The 23,528-nt window shown below is 64.0% G+C and carries 22 protein-coding genes; 13 read left to right on the top strand and 9 right to left on the bottom strand.

Annotation, left to right across the window (positions count from 1 at the left end):
• Positions 1–3 precede the first annotated feature (3 nt).
• Positions 4–1,212 carry a cytochrome c peroxidase gene (locus tag EN853_RS11830; protein ID WP_127859851.1) on the top strand — a complete coding sequence of 403 codons (1,209 nt, stop codon included), beginning with the start codon at positions 4–6 and terminating at the stop codon, positions 1,210–1,212.
• Here EN853_RS11830 and EN853_RS11825 read toward each other — a convergent pair.
• Positions 1,209–1,661 carry an Lrp/AsnC ligand binding domain-containing protein gene (locus EN853_RS11825; RefSeq protein ID WP_127859989.1) on the bottom strand — a complete coding sequence of 151 codons (453 nt, stop codon included), beginning with the start codon at positions 1,659–1,661 and terminating at the stop codon, positions 1,209–1,211. The two genes, EN853_RS11830 and EN853_RS11825, sit on opposite strands and share 4 nt — an antisense overlap.
• A gap of 164 nt (positions 1,662–1,825) precedes the next feature.
• Here EN853_RS11825 and putA point away from each other — a divergent pair, with 164 nt between their 5' ends.
• Both putA and EN853_RS11815 read left to right on the top strand, forming a co-directional pair.
• Positions 1,826–5,434, top strand: coding sequence for a bifunctional proline dehydrogenase/L-glutamate gamma-semialdehyde dehydrogenase PutA (gene putA, locus EN853_RS11820; RefSeq protein ID WP_127859852.1), 3,609 nt, complete (start codon positions 1,826–1,828; stop codon positions 5,432–5,434).
• A gap of 257 nt (positions 5,435–5,691) precedes the next feature.
• On the top strand, positions 5,692–6,519 hold the full coding sequence (locus tag EN853_RS11815) for a hypothetical protein (protein ID WP_127859853.1): 828 nt from the start codon (positions 5,692–5,694) through the stop codon (positions 6,517–6,519).
• Between the two features lie 35 nt (positions 6,520–6,554).
• Here EN853_RS11815 and EN853_RS11810 read toward each other — a convergent pair whose 3' ends face one another.
• Entirely contained in the window at positions 6,555–7,271 is a 717-nt protein-coding gene (locus EN853_RS11810; RefSeq protein ID WP_127859854.1) for a Crp/Fnr family transcriptional regulator, read from the bottom strand.
• A gap of 247 nt (positions 7,272–7,518) precedes the next feature.
• Between EN853_RS11810 and EN853_RS11805 the strand changes: the two genes are divergently transcribed.
• Positions 7,519–8,229, top strand: coding sequence for a hypothetical protein (locus tag EN853_RS11805; protein WP_127859855.1), 711 nt, complete (start codon positions 7,519–7,521; stop codon positions 8,227–8,229).
• 53 nt (positions 8,230–8,282) lie between these two features.
• On the opposite strand, the gene EN853_RS11800 is transcribed toward EN853_RS11805, so the two are convergent.
• The 4 genes from EN853_RS11800 to EN853_RS11785 are packed head-to-tail and all read right to left on the bottom strand — an operon-like array spanning position 8,283 to position 12,344.
• Positions 8,283–8,597, bottom strand: coding sequence for an antibiotic biosynthesis monooxygenase (locus EN853_RS11800; protein WP_127859856.1), 315 nt, complete (start codon positions 8,595–8,597; stop codon positions 8,283–8,285).
• A 41-nt stretch (positions 8,598–8,638) separates the two neighbouring features.
• On the bottom strand, positions 8,639–9,727 hold the full coding sequence (locus EN853_RS11795; RefSeq protein ID WP_245516935.1) for an energy transducer TonB: 1,089 nt from the start codon (positions 9,725–9,727) through the stop codon (positions 8,639–8,641).
• 7 nt (positions 9,728–9,734) lie between these two features.
• Positions 9,735–10,199 carry a hypothetical protein gene (locus EN853_RS11790; protein ID WP_127859857.1) on the bottom strand — a complete coding sequence of 155 codons (465 nt, stop codon included), beginning with the start codon at positions 10,197–10,199 and terminating at the stop codon, positions 9,735–9,737.
• Between the two features lie 6 nt (positions 10,200–10,205).
• Positions 10,206–12,344 (bottom strand): TonB-dependent hemoglobin/transferrin/lactoferrin family receptor, encoded by a 2,139-nt coding sequence (locus EN853_RS11785; protein ID WP_245516933.1) that lies wholly within the window; start codon positions 12,342–12,344, stop codon positions 10,206–10,208.
• 255 nt (positions 12,345–12,599) lie between these two features.
• On the opposite strand from EN853_RS11785, the gene hemP reads away from it, so the two are divergent.
• Genes hemP through EN853_RS11760 form a run of 5 tightly spaced genes read left to right on the top strand, consistent with a single transcriptional unit; the run spans position 12,600 to position 16,709 of the window.
• Positions 12,600–12,806, top strand: a complete 207-nt coding sequence (gene hemP, locus EN853_RS11780) for a hemin uptake protein HemP (RefSeq protein ID WP_127859859.1) — start codon at positions 12,600–12,602, stop codon at positions 12,804–12,806.
• Between the two features lie 33 nt (positions 12,807–12,839).
• On the top strand, positions 12,840–13,901 hold the full coding sequence (locus EN853_RS11775) for a hemin-degrading factor (RefSeq protein ID WP_127859860.1): 1,062 nt from the start codon (positions 12,840–12,842) through the stop codon (positions 13,899–13,901).
• An 11-nt stretch (positions 13,902–13,912) separates the two neighbouring features.
• Positions 13,913–14,806 carry a hemin ABC transporter substrate-binding protein gene (locus EN853_RS11770; RefSeq protein WP_127859861.1) on the top strand — a complete coding sequence of 298 codons (894 nt, stop codon included), beginning with the start codon at positions 13,913–13,915 and terminating at the stop codon, positions 14,804–14,806.
• A 6-nt stretch (positions 14,807–14,812) separates the two neighbouring features.
• Positions 14,813–15,913 carry an iron ABC transporter permease gene (locus tag EN853_RS11765; RefSeq protein WP_127859862.1) on the top strand — a complete coding sequence of 367 codons (1,101 nt, stop codon included), beginning with the start codon at positions 14,813–14,815 and terminating at the stop codon, positions 15,911–15,913.
• Positions 15,914–15,920: 7 nt separating this feature from the next.
• Positions 15,921–16,709 (top strand): heme ABC transporter ATP-binding protein, encoded by a 789-nt coding sequence (locus EN853_RS11760; RefSeq protein WP_127859863.1) that lies wholly within the window; start codon positions 15,921–15,923, stop codon positions 16,707–16,709.
• A gap of 1 nt (position 16,710) precedes the next feature.
• On the opposite strand, the gene rirA is transcribed toward EN853_RS11760, so the two are convergent.
• Positions 16,711–17,172 (bottom strand): iron-responsive transcriptional regulator RirA, encoded by a 462-nt coding sequence (rirA, locus tag EN853_RS11755; RefSeq protein WP_127859864.1) that lies wholly within the window; start codon positions 17,170–17,172, stop codon positions 16,711–16,713.
• Positions 17,173–17,385: 213 nt separating this feature from the next.
• Here rirA and EN853_RS11750 point away from each other — a divergent pair, with 213 nt between their 5' ends.
• The 3 genes from EN853_RS11750 to EN853_RS11740 all read left to right on the top strand — a co-directional run bounded on the left by EN853_RS11750 (position 17,386) and on the right by EN853_RS11740 (position 19,879).
• Positions 17,386–18,681: a DUF445 domain-containing protein gene (locus tag EN853_RS11750; protein WP_127859865.1), complete on the top strand. Its 1,296-nt coding sequence runs from the start codon at positions 17,386–17,388 to the stop codon at positions 18,679–18,681.
• A 68-nt stretch (positions 18,682–18,749) separates the two neighbouring features.
• Complete coding sequence (locus EN853_RS11745; RefSeq protein WP_127859866.1) at positions 18,750–19,178, top strand: phasin family protein; 429 nt, start codon at positions 18,750–18,752, stop codon at positions 19,176–19,178.
• 203 nt (positions 19,179–19,381) lie between these two features.
• A complete protein-coding gene (locus EN853_RS11740; protein WP_127859867.1) occupies positions 19,382–19,879 on the top strand; it encodes a MaoC family dehydratase in 498 nt (165 codons plus the stop codon).
• A gap of 208 nt (positions 19,880–20,087) precedes the next feature.
• Here EN853_RS11740 and EN853_RS11735 read toward each other — a convergent pair whose 3' ends face one another.
• Positions 20,088–21,509 (bottom strand): PLP-dependent aminotransferase family protein, encoded by a 1,422-nt coding sequence (locus EN853_RS11735; protein WP_127859868.1) that lies wholly within the window; start codon positions 21,507–21,509, stop codon positions 20,088–20,090.
• Positions 21,510–21,614: 105 nt separating this feature from the next.
• Here EN853_RS11735 and EN853_RS11730 point away from each other — a divergent pair, with 105 nt between their 5' ends.
• A complete protein-coding gene (locus tag EN853_RS11730) occupies positions 21,615–22,478 on the top strand; it encodes a DMT family transporter (protein ID WP_127859869.1) in 864 nt (287 codons plus the stop codon).
• A gap of 5 nt (positions 22,479–22,483) precedes the next feature.
• Here the strand turns inward: EN853_RS11730 and EN853_RS11725 are convergent, their stop codons facing one another.
• The gene (locus EN853_RS11725; protein WP_127859870.1) at positions 22,484–23,527 is read right to left on the bottom strand and encodes a zinc-dependent alcohol dehydrogenase family protein; all 1,044 of its coding nucleotides are present in this window, start codon (positions 23,525–23,527) and stop codon (positions 22,484–22,486) included.
• Between the last annotated feature and the right edge of the window lies 1 nt (position 23,528).

Raw genomic sequence — 23,528 nt, 5'->3', positions numbered from 1 at the left:
CTGGTGAGGCGCTTGGCCAGTGTCGCAAGTCTCGCCGTTCTGGCCGTGCTCGCTCTGCTTGGCGGCTGCGGCGAGCCTGAGTTCAGCGACGCCGAGAAGAAGACCATTGCTTCGCTGGCGCTGAACATGCTGCCGGCGCTCAAAGCCGACACCACGAACCAGTATGCCGACGTGCCGGCCGCGGCGGCACTCGGATCGACGCTGTTCTTCGATGTCGGCATGAGCCGCGACGGCACCGTGTCCTGCTCGACCTGCCACAAGATCGACCGCCAGTTCCAGGACGACCTGCCGCAAGCCGTCGGCGTCGGTCGTACCAACCGGCGCACCATGCCTCTGGCGGGCGTGGCGCGCGATCCTTGGTTCTTCTGGGACGGGCGTCGCGACAGTCTTTGGGCGCAAGCGCTGACGCCGCTCGAAAATCCGCTCGAGCAGGCCGGCAACCGCGCCGCCTTCGCGCACTACATCAAGAACCGGTTCGGCGAGCGCTATGAACGCATCTTCGGCCCGCTGCCCGATCTCTCTGCTGTGCCGGCCAATGCCAGCCCGCTTGGCACCGAGGCGGAAAAGACGGCATGGAAGGCCATGCCAGCCGGCGAGCAAGAGGACGTCAACCGCGTCTTTGCCAATATCGGCAAGGCGATCGCCGCCTTCGAACGGTCGATCGAGCCTGCGCAGACGCGCTTCGACCGCTTCGCCATCGATCTCGCGACCGGCGCCAAGCCTGAGGGTGACGCGGCGTTCTCGGCGGAAGAGATTCTTGGGCTGAAACTGTTCATCAGCAAGGCCAACTGCGTGACCTGCCACAATGGGCCGCGCTTCACCGACAGTTCTTTCCACAACACCGGCGTGCCGCCGGTGAAGGATCTCCCGCCGGATCGCGGCCGGGCCGACGCGGTGACTCAGGTCCAGGCCGATCCGTTCAACTGCTTCGGCAAGTTCCGTGACGGCGACGCCGGCGCCTGCCGCGAACTGCGCTTCATGGTGAAGGACGGACAGCAACTGGTACGCGCCTACAAGACGCCATCACTCAGGGGAGCAGCCACGCGCGCGCCTTACATGCATGCCGGCCAATTTGCTTCGCTCGACGAGGTCTTGGCGCATTATTCGAAAGCGGCGGCGGCCGTCGAGGGCGTCTCCGAAGTCCACCCGCTCGATCTGTCAGACCGCGAGCGCGCGGCGCTGGTGGCATTTCTGAAGACGTTGTCGGATTAGCGGTCTTTCACCGTCTCCATCGCCACGAAGGTCGAGGTCTGGGCGACATGGGGGAGGGCCGAGATGCGCTCGCCTAGCACGCGGCGATAGGCAGCGATGTCGGTGGTGCGGACTTTCAAAAGATAGTCGAAACTCGACGCCATCATATGGCATTGCTCGATTTCCGGCACGCTCTGAACGGCACGATTGAAAGCGTCCAACGCCGCTGAGCGTGTATCCGAAAGCTTCACCTGAACGAAGGCGACATGGCCTTCGCCCATGCGCTCGCGGTCGATGATGGCGCGATAGCCCCTTATGTAGCCGTCCTTCTCCAGTCGCTTCACGCGCGCCTGCACCGGCGTCTTCGACAGGCCGACCTTCAAAGCCAGTTCAGACATGGAAAGCCTGCCGTCGCGCCCGAGCGCGGACAGGATGTTGCGGTCAATGCGGTCCAATTGGTCTTCGGTCATAGAAATGGCGGTCAAAATGGTCGGAATTTTCCCTGTATCATAGTTCAAATGGACTGCCTTGTCGATTTCTTTGGACCGACCGTTACTCGCAACTGTGCTAGTTTGCACCGATCGGTCGGGTGGCCGCCAGACCGTTCCCTAACGCTCGCTTTCATGGACCCGACATGCCGCTCGATGCCATCCGCCAGCAGATCCGTGCCAACTACCTGCCCGACGAAGATGAGGCGATGAAGCGCCTGTCCGCCGCCGCCGGGCTTTCGACAGAGGAGCGCAAGGCGATCTCGGCCCGCGCCGCCGATCTGGTGCGCGCGGTGCGCGGCTCGACCGATCCCCGGTTGATGGAGGTGTTTCTCTCCGCCTACGGCCTGTCGACCAAGGAAGGCGTGGCGCTCATGTGCCTGGCCGAGGCACTGCTGCGCGTGCCCGACGCCGAGACGATGGACGATCTCATCGCCGACAAGATCGCGCCGCACGACTGGTCGGCGCATTCGGGCAGCTCGAGTTCCATTTTCGTCAATGCCTCGACCTGGGCGCTGATGCTGACCGGCCGCGTGCTCGACGAAGGCGAGGGCGGCATCGAAGGCACGCTGCGCGCCATGGTGCGCCGGCTCGGCGAGCCAGTCATCCGCAAGGCGGTGGCTGCGGCGATGCGCGAGATGGGCGAGCAGTTCGTGCTTGGCCGCACCATCGCCGAAGCCGTCAAGCGCGGCCGGCCGATGACCCAAAAGGGTTATCTCTATTCCTTCGACATGCTGGGCGAGGCGGCTCGCACCGAGGCCGATGCGCTGCGCTACCACAAGGCCTATGCGGATGCGATCTCCTCGCTCGATTCCGGTTCGAACGGTCCCGACATCCGTTATAACCACGGTATCTCGGTCAAGCTTTCCGCGCTTCATCCGCGCTACGAGGTTGCGCAGAAGGAAAAGATGCTGCCGGTGATGGCCGAGCGGCTTCTGGCACTGGCGCTCGCGGCGCGGCATTCGCGCATGGGCCTAAACATCGATGCCGAGGAGGCCGACAGGCTCGATCTCTCGCTGGACGTCATCGAGCGCGTGCTGGCCGAACCGGAACTCGCCGGCTGGGACGGTTTTGGCGTCGTCGTCCAGGCCTATGGCCCGCGCGCGGCCTTCGTCATCGACTGGCTCCATTCACTGGCGAGAAAATACGACCGCAAGATCATGGTGCGGCTGGTGAAGGGCGCCTATTGGGACACCGAGATCAAACGGGCGCAGACGCTTGGGTTGCCCGGCTACCCGGTATTCACCCGCAAGACCAACACCGACGTCTCGTACCTTGCCTGCGCGCGAAAACTGCTGTCGATGACCGACCGCATCTATCCGCAATTCGCCACCCACAACGCGCACACGGTGGCGGCGATCCTGTCGATGGCGAAGGACCGCGATTCGTTCGAGTTTCAGCGCCTGCACGGCATGGGCGAATCCCTGCACGAGACGGTGCGCAGGTCTGAAGGCACGCGCTGCCGCATCTACGCGCCGGTCGGCGCGCATTCCGACCTGCTCGCCTATCTGGTGCGGCGCCTGTTGGAAAACGGCGCCAACTCCTCCTTCGTCCATCAGTTGACCGACGAGGAGGTCGAGCCGGAGGAGATCGCCCGCGATCCGGTGAAGACGGTGGAAAACCAAGGCCCCGCCGCCAACCCGGCAATCGCGCGTCCTGCCGAGATCTTTGGCGCCAACCGGCGAAATTCCAAGGGGTTCGACATCACCGATTCGGTGACACTCGCAGCCATCGACAAGGCAAGGGCGGAATTTGCCGGAGCGGACCGCTGGCATGCCAAGCCGATCACGCGCGCCGCCGGCTACGGCAAGCAGCGCCAGATCGTCAATCCGGCAAAGCCTGACGAAGTCGTAGGCTCGGTGCATGAAGCGGCCGCCAAGCAGGTCGCGACCGCCGTGCGCATTGCCGTCGACGCCCAGCCCGCCTGGGCAAAACGGCCGGTTGCCGAGCGCGCCGCGATCCTCAATCGCGCCGCCGATCTTTACGAGGCCAATGCGGCCGAGTTCTTCGCCTTGGCCACCCGCGAAGCCGGCAAGTCGCTGGCCGACGGCGTCGCCGAGGTGCGCGAGGCAGTCGACTTCCTACGCTACTACGCTGCCGAGGCGGCGAATGCCGAAGTGGGCACGCAGGCACGCGGCGCAATCGTCTGCATTTCGCCCTGGAATTTCCCGCTGGCGATCTTCACCGGCCAGGTCGCTGCCGCGCTTGTCACCGGCAATTCGGTGATCGCCAAGCCGGCCGAGCAGACGCCGCTGATCGCCTTCCGTGCTGTCGAAATGCTGCGCGAGGCGGGCGTGCCTGAGGATGTCATCCAGCTTCTGCCGGGCGACGGCCCCTCGGTCGGCGCGCCGCTTACCGCGGACCCGCGGATTGCCGGCGTCTGCTTCACCGGCTCGACCGAGGTCGCCAAGCTGATCGAGAAGCAGCTCGCCGAGACTGCGGCGCCCGATGCCATGCTGATCGCCGAGACCGGCGGGCTCAACGCCATGATCGTCGATTCCACCGCGCTGCCTGAGCAGGCGGTGCGCGATATCCTCGCATCCGCTTTCCAGAGTGCCGGCCAGCGCTGCTCGGCGCTGCGCGTGCTCTACGTCCAGAAGGACGTCGAGAAGAAGATGCTGGAAATGCTGAAGGGCGCGATGGAAGCGCTCAATGTCGGCGATCCCTGGCTGATCTCGACCGATGTCGGCCCGGTCATCGACGACGAGGCGCAAGGCTCGATCAGCGACTATTGTGCGAAGAAGGGGCTGGAAGGCCGGCTGATCGCCAAGCTCGAGGCACCGAAAAGCGGCCGCTTCGTCGCGCCGCACGTCTTCCGGGTCAAAGGCATCGAGGAGATGGAGCGCGAGGTGTTCGGCCCGGTGCTGCATGTCGCGGCCTTCGACGCCGACGATATCGATACGGTGATCGCCGCCATCAACCGCAAGGGCTACGGCCTGACCTTCGGCCTGCACACCCGCATCGAGGGCCGCGTCCAGCATTTCGTCGACGGCATCCATGCCGGCAACATCTATGTCAACCGCAACCAGATCGGCGCCGTTGTCGGCTCGCAGCCCTTCGGCGGCGAAGGGCTGTCGGGCACCGGGCCGAAGGCCGGTGGGCCGCATTATCTGCGCCGCTTCCGCAAGGGGCCGGAGGCCGGCACGGAAGTTGGCGAAGGCCACAAGGTGACGGCGACCGAGCTCGCCGACAACCTGCCCGACCCGACGCTGGGCGGCTGGTCGACGCGACCGGATCGGGTGGCGATCCTGAGAAAGCATCTGCGCGGCAAGGGCGCGGCGGCGATCGCGGCGGCGGCGAGCCTCGATTTCGGCCAGGTCGACCTGCCAGGCCCGACAGGCGAGGCCAACACATTGTCGCTGGCGCCGCGCGGACGGGTGCTCTGCCTCGGACCGGACGCCGACACGCTGCTGGCGCAGACGATCCAGGCCTTGGCCGCCGGCAATGCGGTGCTGGCGGTGGCGCCAGGCGCGCCGGCAGCACTCTCGGCGCTGACCGGCAAGGGCCTGCCGCTGGCTGCGATCGATGGCCGGCCGGACCCGGTCGAGGCGCGATCGCTGCGGGTCGATGTCGTCGCTTTCTCCGGCACGCCGGAGGCGGCGCGCATCGTGCGCAAGGTGATTGCCGAACGCGCCGGACCGATCGTGCCGCTGGTCAGCGAAGTGCTCAACCCGGCGGACTATGCGCATGAGCGCGCCGTCTGCGTCGACACGACGGCGGCCGGCGGCAATGCCAGCCTGCTGGCAGCGGCTTAGTCTAGCCACGCTCGTCGCGGATAAGGAACTGGCAAGTGTCGGCTCGGTGAGGCAGAGCCGACACGCCACAAATCCGCCGCGTTGTAGCCTGCGGAACTGCAGCGTTTCTTGATCTCATCCAGTCTTTGCCAGGTGCCGGGTGGTCCGGCACCAGCCGGTTTTGCGCCGCCAGATCATGCCGGCGGCATTCCGGTCCAAGGCAATGACGAGGAGATTGTGACATGGTACCAAAGTCAATCGTATCTGCTTCGCTGGCGGTGCTTGGCGGGCTGATTTTCTGCAGCGGCGCCGAAGCGTCTGATTTTGCTTGCTGGCAACCCAACAAAGCGCTGCTGGCCGCAAATGAATCCGGTGGGGACTATTGGACCAAGGAGCGGCGTGAAAGGGCTGTGCCCGAAAACGACGGTGGGGCGATAACCGCGCCCGAGCCGGGCAAGCTGGCGGCGACGCGCGTCGACGTAACGCAGACGCCCTACAAATATGGCGGCAAGCTGTTCTACACGCGCGACGGCGTCGACTACACAGCCAGCGCCCAATTCGTGGCGGAGGACAACGTTCTTTTGGCGGCCGCGCACAGCATGTGGCGCGGCGACAAGCACGCGGTGAACGTGGTGTTCTACCGTGCCTATGAGGACGGCGAGGGGGCGAGGTTCGTCGTCGACCAGGCGGCGGTACTGACGGACTGGATCCCGATCAGCCCCAACCCGCCGAGCGCCGAGAAAAGCGCGCTTGACTATGCCGCGCTTCGCACCACGGCAAGTTCAGACGCCGGAAAATTCGTGCTCAGCAAGGACGGCACGTTCACTGCAGTCAAGATGATGGGCTATCCCGGTAATTTCGGCGATGGGAACTACATGTATAAACAGGATTCGACCAAGCTGGCGCAGGTCGGCGGCAGCTATCTGGCGGCGCCGACCGAATTCGGCACCGGAGCCAGCGGCGGAGCATGGTTTGTGCCTGACAACAGTATCGTCAGCGTGGTCTCCGCGCAGATCATGCAGGGCAAGACCCTGGCGATGACGGGACCTGCCTTCACGGATACTACCGAGGCGATGATCGCCTTTGTGAAGGGCGGCTGCAAGTGATGGGATCCTGAGCTCCTGCCGATGCGGCAGCGGGTCTATCTCTCGGCCAGGGGCGATCGCGAAATGCTGCGGATCGCCCCCTCGTCCAGGATGGTGATGCGGTTGCGGCTGAGCCGGATCAGATTGTCATGCTTCCAGGATTGCAGCTGGATGTTGATCCTGGGCCGGCTGGCATTGATCATCTGGCCGATGAGGGTTTGCGATATTGCGCGGTCGATGATCACGCCGTCGCCGACACGCCGGCCATGGGTCTCGCTCATGGAGAGCAGCAAGCGGGCAAGCCTGGTCTCCAGCGAGTGGATTGACAGGCCCTCGGCGAACAGCAGCGACTGCTGCAGGCGCCGGCAAATGGTTTCCAGCAACCCCCTGGTGAAGGCGGCATTTGGCAACAGGCCTTCGAAGGTCGGCTTGTCGAGCGCCAGGAGATGTGTTTTGCGCGTGGCCACGCAATTGGTCAGCCGTCGAGAGTTCGAAAGCAGCTCCGTCTCGCCGATCGTGTCACCGACCCCCAATTCGGCGACGATCACTTCTTTGCCGTCTTCCGAATTGAAGGATACGTTGACGCTTCCCGATGCGATGATCGACAGCTGGTTGCACGGATCGCCCGGCTGAAAGATCAACTGACCCGGCTCATAGCGATATTCGTGGGCAGCCTGCGCGATCTCCACCAGCCGGCTGTGGTCCAGATCGCCGAAGATACTGGCCGCCAGCAGTCCCGCAATCCGAACCTCGTTTTTCGTGCGATACGACATGTATGGCCCGGCTTCGGTTGAGATGATCTAACTTTAGATCGTTACGATATACGGGACCATTTTAGTATTGCAAAAGTCTATTTGGTGTCACCTAGGGTACAGCCGAAGAATATAACTTAAAATACCTTGCTGTGGTGCAAACCGCGGTTGCCAGTCTCAAATCGCGGCCGATCGCACCCGAAGTGACCGGAGAGGCCCGTAGGCACCTGGCGACACGGCGGTCAACCAAACACGAGGAGCTATCAGCATGAGATTCTTGATGGGAGATATGGTCAATGCCAAGGTTGAAGCCGGGCAGCCCTACTCACTGACTGTCCTGAACCAGAACAGCAAATTCCAGCAGTTTGCTCTTTTCCAGACGATTCCCGACATTGTCGGCCCGTCCGTCAATCCGGTATCACTGGCGTGGATGCTCGGCGGGGCAGCGCCCGGCAGCGTCAGCAATCCCAGCCAGTCGGTCTTTTCCTGGGAAATCAACTATCAGGTCAACACCGGCTACATCCAGGATCAGGGAACGACCATCAATCCAAGGCGGTTTACCACGGCATCCAATGCCGATGTGATGATCAACACCCAGAACGCGATCGGCATCACCTATCTCGGACCATTTCCCTATGGCGCGCCGGCTTTTCCCGCCGGGCCGACGAACGGCAAGGCAGGTCTGATCAGCGTGCAGTCCGATGACAAGATCCCAACGGCGGTCGTTCAAGCGAGCCAGTCCGTGAGCGTCAATGTCGGCATCGCCATGAATGCCAAGCCGACCATCGTCGTGCAGGCATTGCCCAACCTGCTTTACCAGTTCACGCCGAAGCCGACTTACTACATCATCGCCGGCTCGTTCGTCCAAGGCCAGGTGATCGATACCGCCACCTCATCCAATGCCTATCAGGTGGCCTATCAGGGCGTAACCGACCGCACGATCATTTTCACCGAACAAAACCAGTTCCAGGACAGCTGAACGGCCAGGACAACCGATCAGCCTGAGCGTCACCGGCCCACGGCCGGCGACGCTCAGGCCCCCTCGACGACCGAAAACCCTTCGAACTGCGGGTGGCCGAGATAGTGCCCTTTCGAGCCACCCGCGTTGCGGTGGGCGGCGCGGAAATTCTCCGACTTCGTCCAGGCAACGAAATCCTCCTGGCTTGCCCAGACGGTGTGCGAGGCAAACAGCGTGTAGCCTTCGGTCTCGTTCACCGGGCCGCGCAACAGGTGGAATTCCTTGAAACCTTTCATGTCGGAGAGGCTAGAATCGCGGTTCTTCCAGACATCCTCGAAGGCTTCCTCCGAGCCGTTCTGGACCTTGAAGCGGTTCATGGCGATGTACATTGGCTAATCCTTGGCACTATCTCTCGGATGATTTGAAGCCGTCAGTATGGACCGATCGGGGCCCTGAACCGCCAGCTCGAAATTCCGATCTCCGGCGGAATGGGAGGGAAGGGCGCCTGTTGGCGCACCAGGTTCAACGCGAACTGATCGAGTTCGGGAGAGCCTGAACTTTTGGCGAGCTGCAGGTCCGTGACGCTGCCATTCGCCAGCACCACGAAGCTGACCGTGGCATTGTTGAGCGCTTTGGCTTGCGCCGATTTTGATACAAGACGATTGGCCTTCGCCAGCTTGCTGGCGACCTCGCCACTGTAGCGCGATCTCGCCGCGTCGCCGTTTGCGGTCTTCGCCTTGCCCTTGCTGGCGATCGACGCGTTGATTTCTTCTCCGTCGGCGCTGCCGCGGGCATCGGCCGTGCTGTTTGTCGCGCCGGATCCTTCGGATGCGCTCGGCCTTGCCGTTGGTATGGGCGGCTGACCTGTGAAGGTCGGCTCAGGTTCGGCGCTTTGCGGTTGAGTGATAGGAGGCGCAGGCGGACGATCCTTCGGGGCGGCGTTATGAAGATCGTCGCGCGGCGTTCCGGCGATCAATATTTCAGGCGCCGCATCCGGCTGTTTGACGGGCTCCGTCACTGGCTGAGGAACGCGCGCCGTCGCCTCTTGTGGCTGAGAGGCGTTGATTGGAAGTCCAGGCGGTTGAGGTTTGGCCGGTTGCCGGGGCACCAGCGAAACATTGACCGAACCCGGCAACTGCCCATCCGTGGCGCTACCAACGACGCTGGCACCCACTTGATCGGCGCCTTCCGCGTTCATGGCGTCCTGGAAGTCCAATATTGCTGCAGGCGCAATCAAGAAGGCGGCCGCCAATGCGGCATGGAGCGAGCCCGACACGCCCATCGCAGCAAGCCATTTGAGGCTGCTTTCCGGCGCGCGTGTTTGTGCCAGCGGCTCGCCCGGGGCCGCTGTCAACTCGCTGCTGGTATCGGAAATGGTGTCCTGCATGGCGCGGCGTGGAAGCTGCCGCGACCGGTCCGGAGTTGTCAAATCAAGATCGGTTGCCCTGAGCGGTGCGAAGTCGATGCCGGCCGAGGGCAAAGCGACGGCGCCGCACGCCAATGCCGGCTCGATCCCCATCGGTTGTTCAGACTCCGAAAGCGATGCCGGTTTTGGTCGAGGTCTTCAGCCCGCGCATGCAGATCGCAGGCTCGATGCCGGTTCCAGCGCATTCCGTCGCGCTGTTGATCAGCACGCGGCTGAGCTTGTCGCAGTCGGCGCCGGCCAGGTCGAAGCGCGTCGCTTTCGTCTTGCCGGCGGGCAGGTCCTTGAAGTCGAGCACGGTGAGGCGGTCGACGACGCCGGCCTCGTTGAACAGCGCGATTTCGAAAGCTGCCTTCGAGAGGTCGGCGCCGAGCGCGTTGTTGACGACGAAAGTCAGCCGGCAGCCCTTGTCTGAGGGCTGCGCGGCGTTGAGCTCGAGGCTCAATGTCTGGACTTGGGCCTGCATTGGGGCCGGCGCCGGCGCGGACTGGGCCCACGCCGGCGCGGGGCCAAGCGACATCGCCAGCGCCGAGGTCAAGAGACGAAGCAATGTCGTCGAACGCGGCATCTCGGGTCAGCCTCCAAAGCGCATGGTTGCCGCCAGTTTCAGCGTGACGCCGGGTTCGTAGAGGACCGCGGTCGTGCTGCCGTTGAGCGGGTTGGCGTATTTAACGTCGAACAGATTGTCGGCGCGGAAGTCGACCTTGAGATTGTCGATTGCCTGGTAGCTGGCGAAGGCGTTGACCAGCGTATAGTCCTTGGCCAGCGGATTGCCCTTGGGCTTGCCGTTATATTGCACTTCGCCGCCGACGGTCAGCTTGTCGTCGAGGAAGTGGAAGCCAAGCTGCGCTGTCACCTGGGAGGAGGGGATGGTGGCGAGGTCGGCCCGCTCGCCTTCATAGGAGATGGTGTGGCCGTTGATGATGGCGGCCGAGAGGCCGGCATAGCCCCAGCCTGCGTCATAGACGCTTTCCAGTTCGAAGCCGTTGATCTTGGCCTTGGCGAAGTTCTGGTACTGGAAGCAGATCGGGATGCCCGGGCCGAACGGGCAGCCGCTGGTCGGGTCGAAGGCCGAGAGCGTGACGCCGTCGATATAGTCTTCGACATTATTGTTGAAGTAGGCAGCCTTGAGCCGCAGCGCGTCGCCGGCTTCTATAATATCGTTCTGCCTGTAGTTGACGCCGAACTCGACGGTCTTGCCGGTTTCAGGCTTGAGATTGGGGTTGGGCAGGAACGGGAAGGTGACGCCGGCCGGATGGTTGCCGCTGATCAGCATCTCCGTCAGCGACGGCGACCTGTAGCCTTCGGCATAAGTGCCATAGAACTGCAGGCCCGCGATCCCGGTGCTTTCGAAGGGCGAGACGCCGACGGTGATGCGCGGCGACAGCCGGTCGCCGGATGTCTTATGGTCGGAGTCCTTCAGGCTGTAGCTGTCGTAGCGCAGGCCGGTGATGACCTCGAGCCATTCCCAGGTCAGCTTGTCCTGGACGTAGGCGCCCGACACGTTGCGCTTGCCTGACGGCGTATAGAAGCTGTCGCCGCCGGCCGTGCCGCCCGTCTCGACGTCGTCGCCGACCCAGTCGCCGCCGTAAGTCAGCTCATGCGCAATGCCGGCTGTCTCGAAGCGCGAGGTGTTCCAGATATCGATGCCGGTCGTGCCGACGTCGAAGGTCGACAGCGAGCCGGCCGGCAGTACGACGGGCAGACCTGTGATCGGATCGAAGCGCTTCTGCGGAACAAGCGTCGTCAGATCGAGAACTGTCTTGTTGTAGGAGGCGTTGATGTGGAGGTCGAGCCAGGTCTTGGCGTCGTCGGTGATGTTGTAGCGGGCAGTGAAGGTGTTCGACTTGAGGTCGACATCGTTGGCGGGCACGCTGCCGCTCGTCTCCGTCCATCCGTCGCTAGAGCCGACCCAGCCGAGCTTCAATTCGCTGTTTTCGCTTGGACGGATGGTGGTCTTGAGCAGGCCGCTCAGCACATCGAAGCCGGTGCCGGCTACGGTGTCGCCGTCGCCGTTCTTGTAGTCGCCGTAGTCGCGGTAGACGATGTTGCCCAGCGCGTCCCAGTTCTCGTTGAAGCGGTAGGCGCCGCTGGCGCTGGTGGTCCAGCCCTTGCCGTTGCTTTCATAGCGTCCGGTGAGGGAGTCGGCCCAGCTTTCCTCGGGCTTGAGGAAATCCTCGGCATCCTTGGTGTCGAAGAAGACAACGCCGCCGATGGCGCCGGAGCCGTAGGTGTTGGCGACCGGGCCGCGGATCACGTCGACGGACTTGATAAGTTCGGGATCGACGTAGAAGGTCGATTGCGTGCCGTGGTCGGAACGCTGGAAATCCTGCCTGGCGCCATCGACGATCACCGCGACGCGGCCGAAGTCCTGCAGGCCGCGGATGTTGATGCTGGAGCTGACACGCCGCGCGTCGGCCTGCACGGTGACGCCGGGCACGCCGAGCAGCATCTCGTTCGGCGTCGTCGCCATACGGCGCTCAAGCTGCTCCTTGTCGACATGGCTGGCCGAGGCCAGCGACTGGATCGCCGTCTCGCCGTTGCGGCTGATGACCAGGATCTTGTCGAGCAGCGTCGAGTCGCTTGCAGGTTTCTCGTCAGTATTCTTCGTTTGATCCGTTTGCTGGTCTGCCGCCGGCTGAGTGGCCTGTTGCGCTTTGGCCGTCGGCATGCTGAGCGCGATTGCCGCCGCGCCGGCCAGCAAAGCGGCCATTCCCTTCGCCATCGACCGGTCCCTCTGACTCGGTCGTCCCCAATTCGCCAATCCCATGCCCCAACTCCAGTTTTTCAGGCTCGATGCTGGCTGGCCGGGGCTCGCTCGCATTTTTGATCACGTCCGGCGTCTTAAATGTTGACTCATTTACTCCGGTAATGCACTGACTAGTAAACATGATTATTCTAGTCAAGAATTGAATCGGCAATTTACGAAGCGCCCGGCCAGACGGCCGGCAAGCAGAGGAGTGACCCGATGAACACGCACAATCCCAATGACTTCCGCTATCGCGTCCGCCGTTCAGTCGACACGCAGATGCGCTACGAGCGGGTTCCGATGGCGGTGCGTACGCTCTCCAGCAACACGCTGTTCCAGGGCGAGCATGAGATCGGCATCGAGCATCACGGCGCGCTCTACCGCCTCAAGATCACCCGCCAGGGCAAGCTGATCCTCAACAAGTAGGCAAGATCGGACAAAGGTGGGCAGGTGAACGACATGGACCAGCGCGTGAGGCCGTCGCCGGGCGAGATCCGGCGGACACGGGAAGACAATCCGAAGATGCGCGAGCGCGATCTCGCAGCCCAACTCGGCATTTCGGAAGCGGAGCTGGTCGCGGCGCATTGCGGCCACGGCGCGGTGCGCGTCGAGCCGCGAGTCAATGATCTGCTGACCGGCCTCGAGGCGGTCGGCGAGGTGATGGCGCTGACCCGCAACGAAAGCGCCGTGCACGAGAAGATCGGCGTCTACGACAAGGTCGTCACCGGCAACCACAATGCCATGGTGCTCGGCGAGAACATTGACCTGCGCATCTTCCCGAAAGTATGGGCGCATGGCTTTGCCGTCGAGAAGCGGGACGGCGGGGAGCTGCGCCGCAGCCTGCAATTCTTCGATGCGGCTGGCGAGGCTGTGCACAAGGTGCATCTGAGGCCCGCGTCCAATCTCTATGCCTACCAGAAGCTGGTGGCGAACCTAGAATCGTCGAACCAGGAACCGACTGTCGCAATCGCCTCAGGCGTGACGGAAGGTGAAAGGGAAAACCAGGGGTCGGTTGCCAGCATTGACGACCTGCGCGACCGCTGGAGCCGGATGACCGACGTGCATCAATTTTTCGGCATGCTGAAGACGCTGAAGCTCAGCCGCCGCGAGGCGGTGCGCATGGTCGGCCAGGATTATGCCTGGCTGCTCGACAACGATGCCGTAGGCGCCATGTTCCACCACGCGGCGGCAGGCGAGATGCCGATCATGTGCTTCGTGGGAAACCGCGGTTGCATCCAGATCCATTCCGGCCCGATCAAATCGGTCAAGCCGATGGGGCCGTGGATCAACGTGCTGGACGTAACCTTCCACCTGCATCTGAGGACCGATCACATCCATGAGGTCTGGGCGGTGCGCAAGCCGACCAAGGACGGCCATGTCACCTCGCTCGAAGCCTATGACGCCAAGGGCGGCATGATCATCCAGTTCTTCGGCAAGCGTCACGAAGGCGAGGGCGAGCGCGAAGACTGGCGTTTCCTCGCCGAGAACCTGCCCCGGATACCCAGCCCGACCGCTGCTTGAGGCAAGACCCGATGCGTGTTGTTTTCCGTTTCCGCTCGACGCTCGCGCCGCTGCTCGGCGTTCTGCTTGGCTTCGCCGTTCTGCCTGCGAAAGCCAATGATAGTAAGGTCGTTTTTTCCGACACTTCGCGGATTGCCTCCATCGGCGGCTCCATCACCGAGATCGTCTACGCGCTCGGCGAGGAAGGGCATCTCGTCGCCCGCGATTCGACAAGCTATTTTCCGCAAGCCGCGCTCAGGCTGCCCGATGTCGGCTACATGCGTGCGCTGTCGCCGGAGGGCGTGCTGTCGGTCAACCCGACTGGAATCCTTGCGCTGCATGGCAGTGGCCCGAAGGAAGCGCTCGATGTGCTGAAGAAGTCGAGCGTGCCCTTCATCGAAGTACCGGAACACTACAGTCGTGAAGGCATCCTCGAGAAGATCCACGTCGTCGGCAAGGCGCTCGGCGTCGACGCCAAGGCAGAGAAACTGGCGGCCGAGATGGACGCAAAGCTGAAGTCGGCCGAGAAGCAGACGGCGTCGATCAAGGAGCGCAAGCGCATCCTGTTCGTGCTGTCGACGCAGGGCGGCAAGATCCTTGCCGCCGGCAGCGATACCGCCGGCGACGGCATCATCAAGCTCGCCGGCGCGGTCAATGCGGTCGAAGGCTTCTCAGGCTACAAGCAGATGTCCGACGAGGCGATCGTCACTGCCAGGCCGGACGTGATCCTGACGATGAAGAACGCAGGTCCGCCGATTTCGGAAGACGAGCTGTTCGCAAATCCCTCGATCGCCTCGACACCTGGGGGTGCCGCCCGCAAGGTCATCAGCATGGATGGGGGTTATCTGCTCGGCTTCGGCCCGCGCACGGCCGAGGCCATCCGCGACCTTGCCGTCTCGCTTTACGGCAATCAGGTCACGGACTGAACAGTCATGGCCGAACAGTCGATCGACGGCGCGGCGGGCAGGGTGACGGCAGCCGACGGCGACCGCTCGACACGGGCAAGGATCACCATCCTGCTTCTGTCGCTTGCGCTTGCGCTGTCCATGTTCCTGTCGCTGACGTCGGGCGCCTCGGACGCGTCCGCCGTTCGCGTCATCCGCGACTGGCTTACCGGCGCCTCGCCTGCGGATGCGGCGCTCGCCGCCCGCGACCAGCTGATCGTCTATGACATCCGCATGCCGCGCGTCCTGCTTGGCGTTCTGATCGGCGCGGCTCTCGCCGTCTCCGGCGCGGTGATGCAGGGCTTGTTCCGCAATCCGCTTGCCGATCCCGGCCTGATCGGCGTCTCCGCCGGATCGAGCCTCGGCGCGGTGGCGATCATCGTACTCGGCACGACCTGGCTTGCGCCTGTCACGCTCGCCCTCGGCGCGCTTGCCTTGCCGCTGGCGGCATTCTTCGGCGGCCTGGCGGTGACCTTGCTGCTTTACGCCATCGCGACGCGCCACGGGCGGACATCGGTCGCCACGATGCTGCTCGCTGGTCTCGCGATCGGCGCCCTTGCCATGGCGCTCACCGGCATCCTGATCTTCATGGCCGACGACCGGCAATTGCGCGACCTGGCCTTCTGGCAGCTCGGCTCGCTTGCCGGCGCGACATGGCCGAAGATCGGTACCATCGGGCCGGTGATCGTGCTGGCACTGGCAACCATGCCGTTCCTGGCGCGCGGCCTCAACGCGCTGGCGCTGGGCGAGGCGACCGCGGGCCATCTCGGCATCCCGGTGCAGCGGCTTAAATACACGGCCATTGTCGGGGTGTCGGCGGCGGTCGGTGCGTCGGTGGCGGTCAGCGGCGGCATCGGCTTCATCGGCATCGTTGTGCCGCATCTCTTGCGCCTCGCGATGGGGCCGGACAACCGCTGCCTGCTGCCGGCTTCGGCCCTGCTCGGCGCCTCCCTGCTTCTGCTCACCGACGCGGTCGCCCGCACGATCGTCGCTCCGGCCGAGCTGCCGATCGGCATCGTCACGGCGGTCGCCGGCGCGCCGTTCTTCCTGTGGATCCTGCTGCGCAAGCGCGGCATCGTCGATTTGTGAGCCGCCGATGATCGAAGCATGCGACATCTCGGTGGCGATCGGCGGCAAGCGCATCGTGTCGCATGTCGATTTCGCGGCGCGGCCGGGCGAGGTAACGGCAATCATCGGACCGAACGGGTCGGGCAAGACGACCCTGCTCAAGGCGCTGACGGGCGAGTTTTCCTATACCGGCACGGTCGCCCTCAATGGCCGCGACCTGTCCGCCATGAAGCCGGTGGAGGCGGCGATGCTTCGCGCCGTGCTGCCGCAGTCCACCTCGCTCTCCTTTCCCTTCACGGTGCGCGAGATCGTCCGCCTCGGCCTAATCGGCGGGCGCTCCGGCGTGCTGCCGTGCGAGGACGCGCGCTTGCCCGAGCGGGCACTGGCGCGCGTCGATCTCGAGGGCTTTGCCGGCCGCTTCTACCAGGAGCTTTCGGGCGGCGAACAGCAGCGGGTGCAGCTTGCGCGCGTACTCTGCCAGGTCTGGGCGCCGGTGCTGGAAGGCAGGCCGCGCTACCTGTTCCTCGACGAGCCGGTCTCCAGCCTCGACGTGAAGCACCAGCTCATCATCATGAACATCGCCCGCGATTTCGCCCGCCGCGGCGGCGGCGTGGTGGCGATCCTGCACGACCTCAACCTGACGGCCATGTATGCCGACCGCATTTTCGTGCTGCACGGCGGCCAACTGGTGGCTGCCGGCTCACCAACGGACGTGCTGAAGGATGAGCTGATCGAGAAAGTGTTCGACTGCCGCCTGAAGGTTGGCGCGCTGCCGGCGGCCAACATGCCATTCGTGCTGCCGCAATCGGCGGCCTAGCTTAGGCCGCTGGAGCGCGCTGCTCCAGGAGGTCGATGCCGAGCAGGTGACGCACGCTCGGGCGCGCGGCGACGAGGTCGGCGATCGTGTAGCGGGAGAGCACGGCGAAGAAGGCGTTGAGCGCTTCGCGCAGCGCCGAATTCAAGGCGCAGCTGTCGATCAGCGGGCATTCGGCGGCGTCATTCTCGAAGCATTCGGCCATGGCGAAGCTCTCTTCGGTGACGCGTACGACATCGAACAGGCTGATCTGTTCGGCCGGGCGGCCAAGCCTCACTCCGCCGTTGCGGCCGCGCACCGTCTCGACCAGGCCGGCCTCGACCAGCGGCTGCAGGATCTTGAACAGGAACAGTTCCGAAACCGAATAGGCGGAGGCGATCTCCGGGATGCGGCTCAGCCTGTCGGTGTTTGCGGCGCAATACATCAGGATGCGCATCGCGTAGTTGGTCTGGCGCGTGAGCCGCATGGTAGTCCTCGCGAAAACATTAGCTTGGGGCCGAATATGGCCCATAGTTTGGAACAATTCCAGACTGGACCGCCACATAGCTGAATAATCTTGTCAACTTTTTTGGCCGTAGGGGCGTAAAGGCGACCGGATACGGCCCATACGCTTTGAGCGAGCGTTTCGCTGCTGCAGGCATTAGATAAGTCCGGGTTCAAAACAGGAAACGGCCTTTCCATGTCACAGTCAGTTCAGGCCCTCGCGCCGGTTCGATTCGACGCCGATGCGCAGGCAAAACTCTCGGCATTGCGGCGGACCAAGGTCATCGCCGCCGCGGCGCTTGGCCTGTGCATCCTTGTCTTCGCGCTCGCCAAGTCGTTCCAGGGCAATTATCCATGGCTTGGCTTCGTCGCGGCCTTTGCCGAGGCAGCGATCATCGGCGGTCTGGCCGACTGGTATGCGGTCGTGGCCCTGTTCAGGCGGCCGCTCGGCCTGCCGATCCCGCACACCGCCATCATCCCGGAGAACCAGCACCGCATCGCCGACAATCTCGGCCGGTTCATCGAGGCCAATTTCCTCGCGCCCGAGCCGGTGCGGGAAAAGCTGGCCGAGGTCGACTTCGCCGCTTTGGTCGCCGACTGGCTGGCCGATACCGAACGCGCCGCCGGGCTGTCGCGGTTCGTCGCCCGGCTGGTGCCGCAGGCTCTTGGGGCGGTCGAACAGTCCGGGCTGCGCGACTTCGTCACCAGTCGCATGCTGGAGCAGATCGAAAAGGTTCCGCTGGCGCCATTGGCCGCGGAGCTGTTGTCGGCGCTCACCGACGACCGCCGCCATCAAAAGCTGTTCGACGAGTTCACCAGGGTGGTCGGGCGTTTCCTGAACGACGAAAAGGCCCTGGCGACGATGCGTGAGAAGATCCGCGAGGAATTGCCCTCGCTCTTCAACCTGTTTCGCGCCGACGCCTATCTCCTGAAGAAGATCGTCGCCTCGGCCGGGTCGCTGCTCGATGAGGTGCGGGCCGACCCCAAGCATCCGATGCGCGCCGAATTCGACCGTTTCGCGCTCGGTTTCATCGAACGGCTCAGGACATCCAAGCAATATGCAAGGCGCGCCGAGAAGCTGAAGCGCGATTTTCTTGCTCGTCCGGAGGTCAGGGCGCTGGCCGGCGACACGTGGGCAAGCATGCGCGTGTTCATCGAGCAGGATGCCAATGCGCCAAATTCGATGATCCGCAAGCATCTTGCCAACATGTTCGTCGAGGTCGGACGGCATCTGGCCGACGATGCGCAGATCAGGGCCGACATGAACCGGGGTTTTGTGGTGGCGCTGGCCTCCTTCGTCGAGAGCCAGAAGAGCGGCGTGTCGAAATTCATCGCCGACCAGGTCAAGCGCTGGGATCTGACCCAGCTGACGCGGCTGATCGAGATCAACATCGGCAAGGACCTGCAATATATCCGCTTCAACGGCATGGTGATCGGCGGCCTGGCGGGTTTGGTGCTCTATACGGTCGAGCCGCTGTTTCTCCTCAATTGACGCGGGCCGGGCGCGCACTATTCTCCGTGGTGGGCGCCGCAAAAAGCGGCAGATCGGGAGGCAATGACATGGCAAAACAACCGGAATCCGACTCTTTCCTGGACATGTTCGGCAGGTTCGGCCGCGATCTCAAGCTGCCGAATGTCGACGTCCAGGCGATCCTCGATCATCACCGCAAGAATATCGAGGCGCTCGAGAAGTCGGCGAGGGCAGGCGCTGCCGGCGCGACCTCGGTTTTGTCTCGCCAGCGCGAGATGATGCAGGATGCGCTTAGCGAAATCACCCGAATGGCGCAGAACTACCAGGTTCCCGGCAATCCGCAGGAGTTGATGACAAAGCAGTTGGAATTCGCCAGAAAGTCCTTCGAGACAACCCTGAAGAACGCCGGCGAGGTGGCCGAGCTCGTGAAGAAGTCCGGCACCGAATCGATCGAAATCCTGCGCGACAGGATCAAGGACGCGATGGCGGAAATCCGCGCCGGCTACGACAGGAAGTGAACGATCGGCGCATCGGTTCCGTTGTTTCCGGATCGGGTTCAGGAAGCTGAACAACGAGCGAGCCGGTCGCTTCCTGCCTGCCGCAAAACCGTCAACTCTATGAGCGAAAGCGCATCTAGGGAGCGAAATCGGGGCGCCGCGAATTGACAGGAGCCGCCGGTTCGTGGTCGGGAGACTGGCAAGGAGCCACCGGGAAAGCAGGAATGACGGAAAATCGGCCGAGAACGCCGCCGACCTTTGAGCAGTTGCGGACAATGGCCGGCCAGGAGATCGGCGTGTCGGACTGGACGACGGTCGACCAGCAGCGCATCGACCAGTTCGCCGAATGCACGGGCGACCATCAGTGGATTCATGTCGATCCGGAGCGCGCGAAGCGGCAGAGCCCGTTCCGCACCACGATCGCGCATGGCTATCTGACGCTGTCGATCATCGGCGCGCTGGCGCTGGAAATGGGCATCGTGCCGGAAAACACGCAGGCCGCCTTCAACTACGGATTCGACAAGGTGCGCTTCCTGGCTCCGGTGAAGTCCGGCGCGCGCATCAGGCTGCGCACGACGCTGCTGTCCATGGAGGACCGCGGCCCCGGCCAGTATCTGATGAAGGCGGCGAACACCGTCGAGATCGAAGGCGAGCAGAAGCCGGCGCTGACAGCCGAGACGCTGGTGATGATGTATGAGCGCCGCAAGCGGGCCGGCGCCTAGGTCTGCCGATATTCAGGTGACCCCGGCCTGAGAACGGCGGTTTCCTGCGCTTCCGGCCTTCGCCGGCCGAAGCATTCATGAGTGATGTGGCGGTCACAAGCTACGGCCGGCGTAGGCCGGTGCTCACATACTCAAGTACGCTCCGCTCCGGTTCTCGGAAGCCACCGTTCTCGGCTCGGCCTGACCTGAATCTCGACAGACCCAGAGGCTATCCGAGTTTGCGGCGGGATGCGGCAATCGCTCTTTCGAGCACTCTGTAGATTCGCTCATCCCCGCATTGGGCGACGTTGAAGCGCATGAAGCGGCCAGCGGTATGCGACAGGCTGAAGGCGTTTCCGGGCGCAAGAACGACGTTGTCCGCCAGCGCGTGGCGGGCGACATCGGCGGCGTCGATGCCGTCGGGCAGGCGGCACCACAGGAACATGCCGGCCGGCTGGTCGATCCAGGGCACGATGCCCATCGCCTTCAGCCTGCCGGCGCTCTCGGCCATGGCGCGCGACAGGCGAGCGCGCAACTGCTCGACATGCTTGCGGTAGCTGCCGTCCCTCAGAAGGGCCAGCACCAGTTCCGAGGACAGGCGTCCGCCGCCGAACGTCGTGGCGATCTTGAGATCGGCAAGACCATCTATCCAGTCTCGGGGCGCGGCGATATAGCCGCAACGCACCGAGGCCGACAGCGTCTTGGACAAGGAGCCGATCTGGACGACGCGCTGCAGCCCGTCGAAGGCCGCGAGCCTTGGGGCCGGGGTATGTTCGAAATCGGCGAAGATATCGTCCTCGACGATGGTGAGCTCCGCCTGGTCGGCAAGCTTCAGCAGCCGGTGCGCGGTGACCGGCGACAGGATCGCGCCGGTCGGGTTGTGGATGCCGGAATTGGTGATGTACAGGCGCGGCCGATGCTCGGCGAGTGCCTGCGCAAAGAGCTCGATATCCGGTCCTGAGGGCATGTAGGGCACGCCGACGACCTTGGCCTGATGGGCGCGCAGCAAGGCGTGGAAGTTGAAATAGCAGGGATCATCGACCAGCACCGCGTCGCCTGGCTCAAGCAGGAACCGGCACAAGAGGTCGATGGCCTGGGTTCCGCTGTCGGTCAGCATGATCTGGTCTGGCGAGACCTCGATGCCGTGATCGGCCATGCGCCGTGCCAGCAATTGGCGCAACGGCGGCAGGCCGAGCGGTGTGCCGTAGTCGGCAAGCGCCGCGTCGTCCGCGCGGGCCGCATTCCTCAGCGCCCGGCGCAAGGCCGCCTGCGGCATCCAGGAAGCCGGCAGCCAGCCGCAGCCTGGTTTCAGCATCTCGTCGCCGGCCTCCAGCGACTGCCTGGACACCCAGAGCGGATCGACCTCGCGGTCGAGCCGCGGGCCGATCTCTGCCAGCGACAGCGGCGCAAGCTGGCCGGCGGCGTAGAAGCCGGAACCCGGCCGCGAGCGGATCGTGCCTTCCGCGGCAAGCCGGTCATAGGCTTCGACCACGGTCGATTTCGAAACCCGCATGGATTTGGCCAGCGCCCGGATCGACGGCAGCCGGGCTCCAGGCGTCAGCGTGCGTGCGGCGATCCGGTGGCGGATCGCCGCCATGACGCCCTCGACGAGGGTGCGGGCACCGTCAATTTCCAGAGTGAGGTCAGCCATCCGTACCGTTCGGAATGCCATTACAGTTTGATCGAATTGTACTCCATTGTCTCTGGCGGAGCCATAGGAATCCGTCCGATAGACGCCGAAACAACGGAGCCTCGGATGGACAAGACTGCGAGCGGCTGGGTGAACGGCTTCGTCGGCGTGCTTATCTTCAGCGGCTCGCTGCCGGCAACGCATGTGGCGGTGATGGATTTCGATCCGACATTCCTAACCTCGGCCCGTGCGGCGATCGCCGGATTGCTCGGCATTGTGATGCTGGTGCTGTTCCGCGAGAAACGCCCGGAGCGCGGCGATCTCGCCTCGCTGGTGGTTGTTGCGCTGGGCGTGGTGGTCGGCTTTCCACTGCTGACCGCGCTGGCGCTGAAGCATGTCACCACTGCTCATTCCATCATCTTCGTTGGCCTGTTGCCGCTGGCGACTGCGATCTTCGGCGTGCTGCGCGGCGGCGACCGGCCAAGGCCGGCCTTCTGGCTGTTTTCGTGCGTTGGCAGCGCGCTCGTCGCGGGCTTCGCCCTGACGCAAGGCGTGACCGCGTCGCCAGTCGGCGACGGCCTGATGCTCGCAGCCATCATCGTCTGCGGGTTGGGCTATGCCGAGGGCGCGGCGCTGTCGCGCAGGCTTGGCGGCTGGCAGGTGATCTGCTGGGCGCTGGCGATCTCGCTGCCGGTCATGCTGGTGCTGAGTATCGTGTTTTTGCCGCCGTCCTTCGCCAGCGTCGGCACCGGCGCGTGGATCGGCCTTGCCTATGTCTCGCTGTTCAGCATGCTGATCGGCTTCGTGTTCTGGTATCGCGGCCTGGCGCAAGGCGGCATCGCCGCCGTAGGACAGCTGCAACTGCTGCAGCCCTTCTTCGGCCTAGCGCTGGCGGCGACGCTGCTGCACGAGCAGGTCCGTCCGCTGATGGTGGTCGTCACGCTCGGCGTGGTGGCCTGCGTGTTCGGGGCGAAGAAGTTCGCGCGGTAGGACTCTTACTGAAACTTCGTCACCACACCGATGCCGATGCCTTCGAAGCCGCCCATGGCCATCAGCGCGGCAGGCGCTTCCTCGAGGCTGATCTTCTTGCCGACCAATAGCTCGGGCTTCAACTTGCCGGTGCGGATCATCTCCATCATAGCGGTATAGCGATAGGCCTGCATGCCGTGGCTGCCGAGGATTTCAAGCTCGAAGGCGATCACCTTGTCCATCGGCACCTGCGGGCGGGCATGCTCGGCGAGCATCAGTCCGACCTGGACGTGGCGGCCGCGCCGGCGCAGATTGGCGATCGAGTTAAAGCATGTCGTCGGGTGGCCGAGCGCGTCCATCGACATATGCGCGCCACCGTTGGTGATCTGCTTGACCGCCTTGACCACGTTTGGCGTCGTCGAAGCGTTGATCGTCGCCACTGCGCCGATCTTCCTGGCGAACTCCAGCTTCTCGTCGGTAGGGTCGATGGCAATGACATTGGCGCCCATGGCGCTGGCGATCATGATCGCCGACAGGCCGACGCCGCCGCAGCCGTGCACCGCCACCCATTCGCCGGGCGTCACCCGGCCCTGGTCGACGATGGCGCGGAAGGAGGTGACGAAACGGCAGCCGAGGCTGGCGGCGGTGGCGAATTCCATCTCGTCCGGCAGGCGCACGAGATTGGTGTCGGCATGCTCGATGCCGACATATTCGGCGAACGAGCCCCAGGCGGTGAAGCCCGGCTGCGTCTGGTGCTCGCAGACCTGATGGTTGCCGGAGTTGCACTCGAAGCAGCGGCCGCAGCCGACGGCGAACGGCACGGTGACGCGGTCGCCGGCCTTCCAGCGGCTCACCTGCTTGCCAGCGGCGACGACGAAGCCGGCCAGTTCATGGCCAGGGACATGCGGCAGCGTGATGCCGTCGTCATGGCCCATCCAGCCATGCCAGTCGCTGCGGCACAGCCCGGTCGCCTCGACCTTGATGACAACGCCATCCGTCGCCGGCTTCGGGTCGGGCACGGTCTGGATGGTCGGCGTCTCACCGAATTTTTCAAAGACGACAGCTTTCATG

The organism is Mesorhizobium sp. M1C.F.Ca.ET.210.01.1.1, assembly GCF_004791585.1.
GTDB lineage: Bacteria > Pseudomonadota > Alphaproteobacteria > Rhizobiales > Rhizobiaceae > Mesorhizobium.
This window is presented reverse-complemented; position numbering and strand designations above follow the sequence as displayed.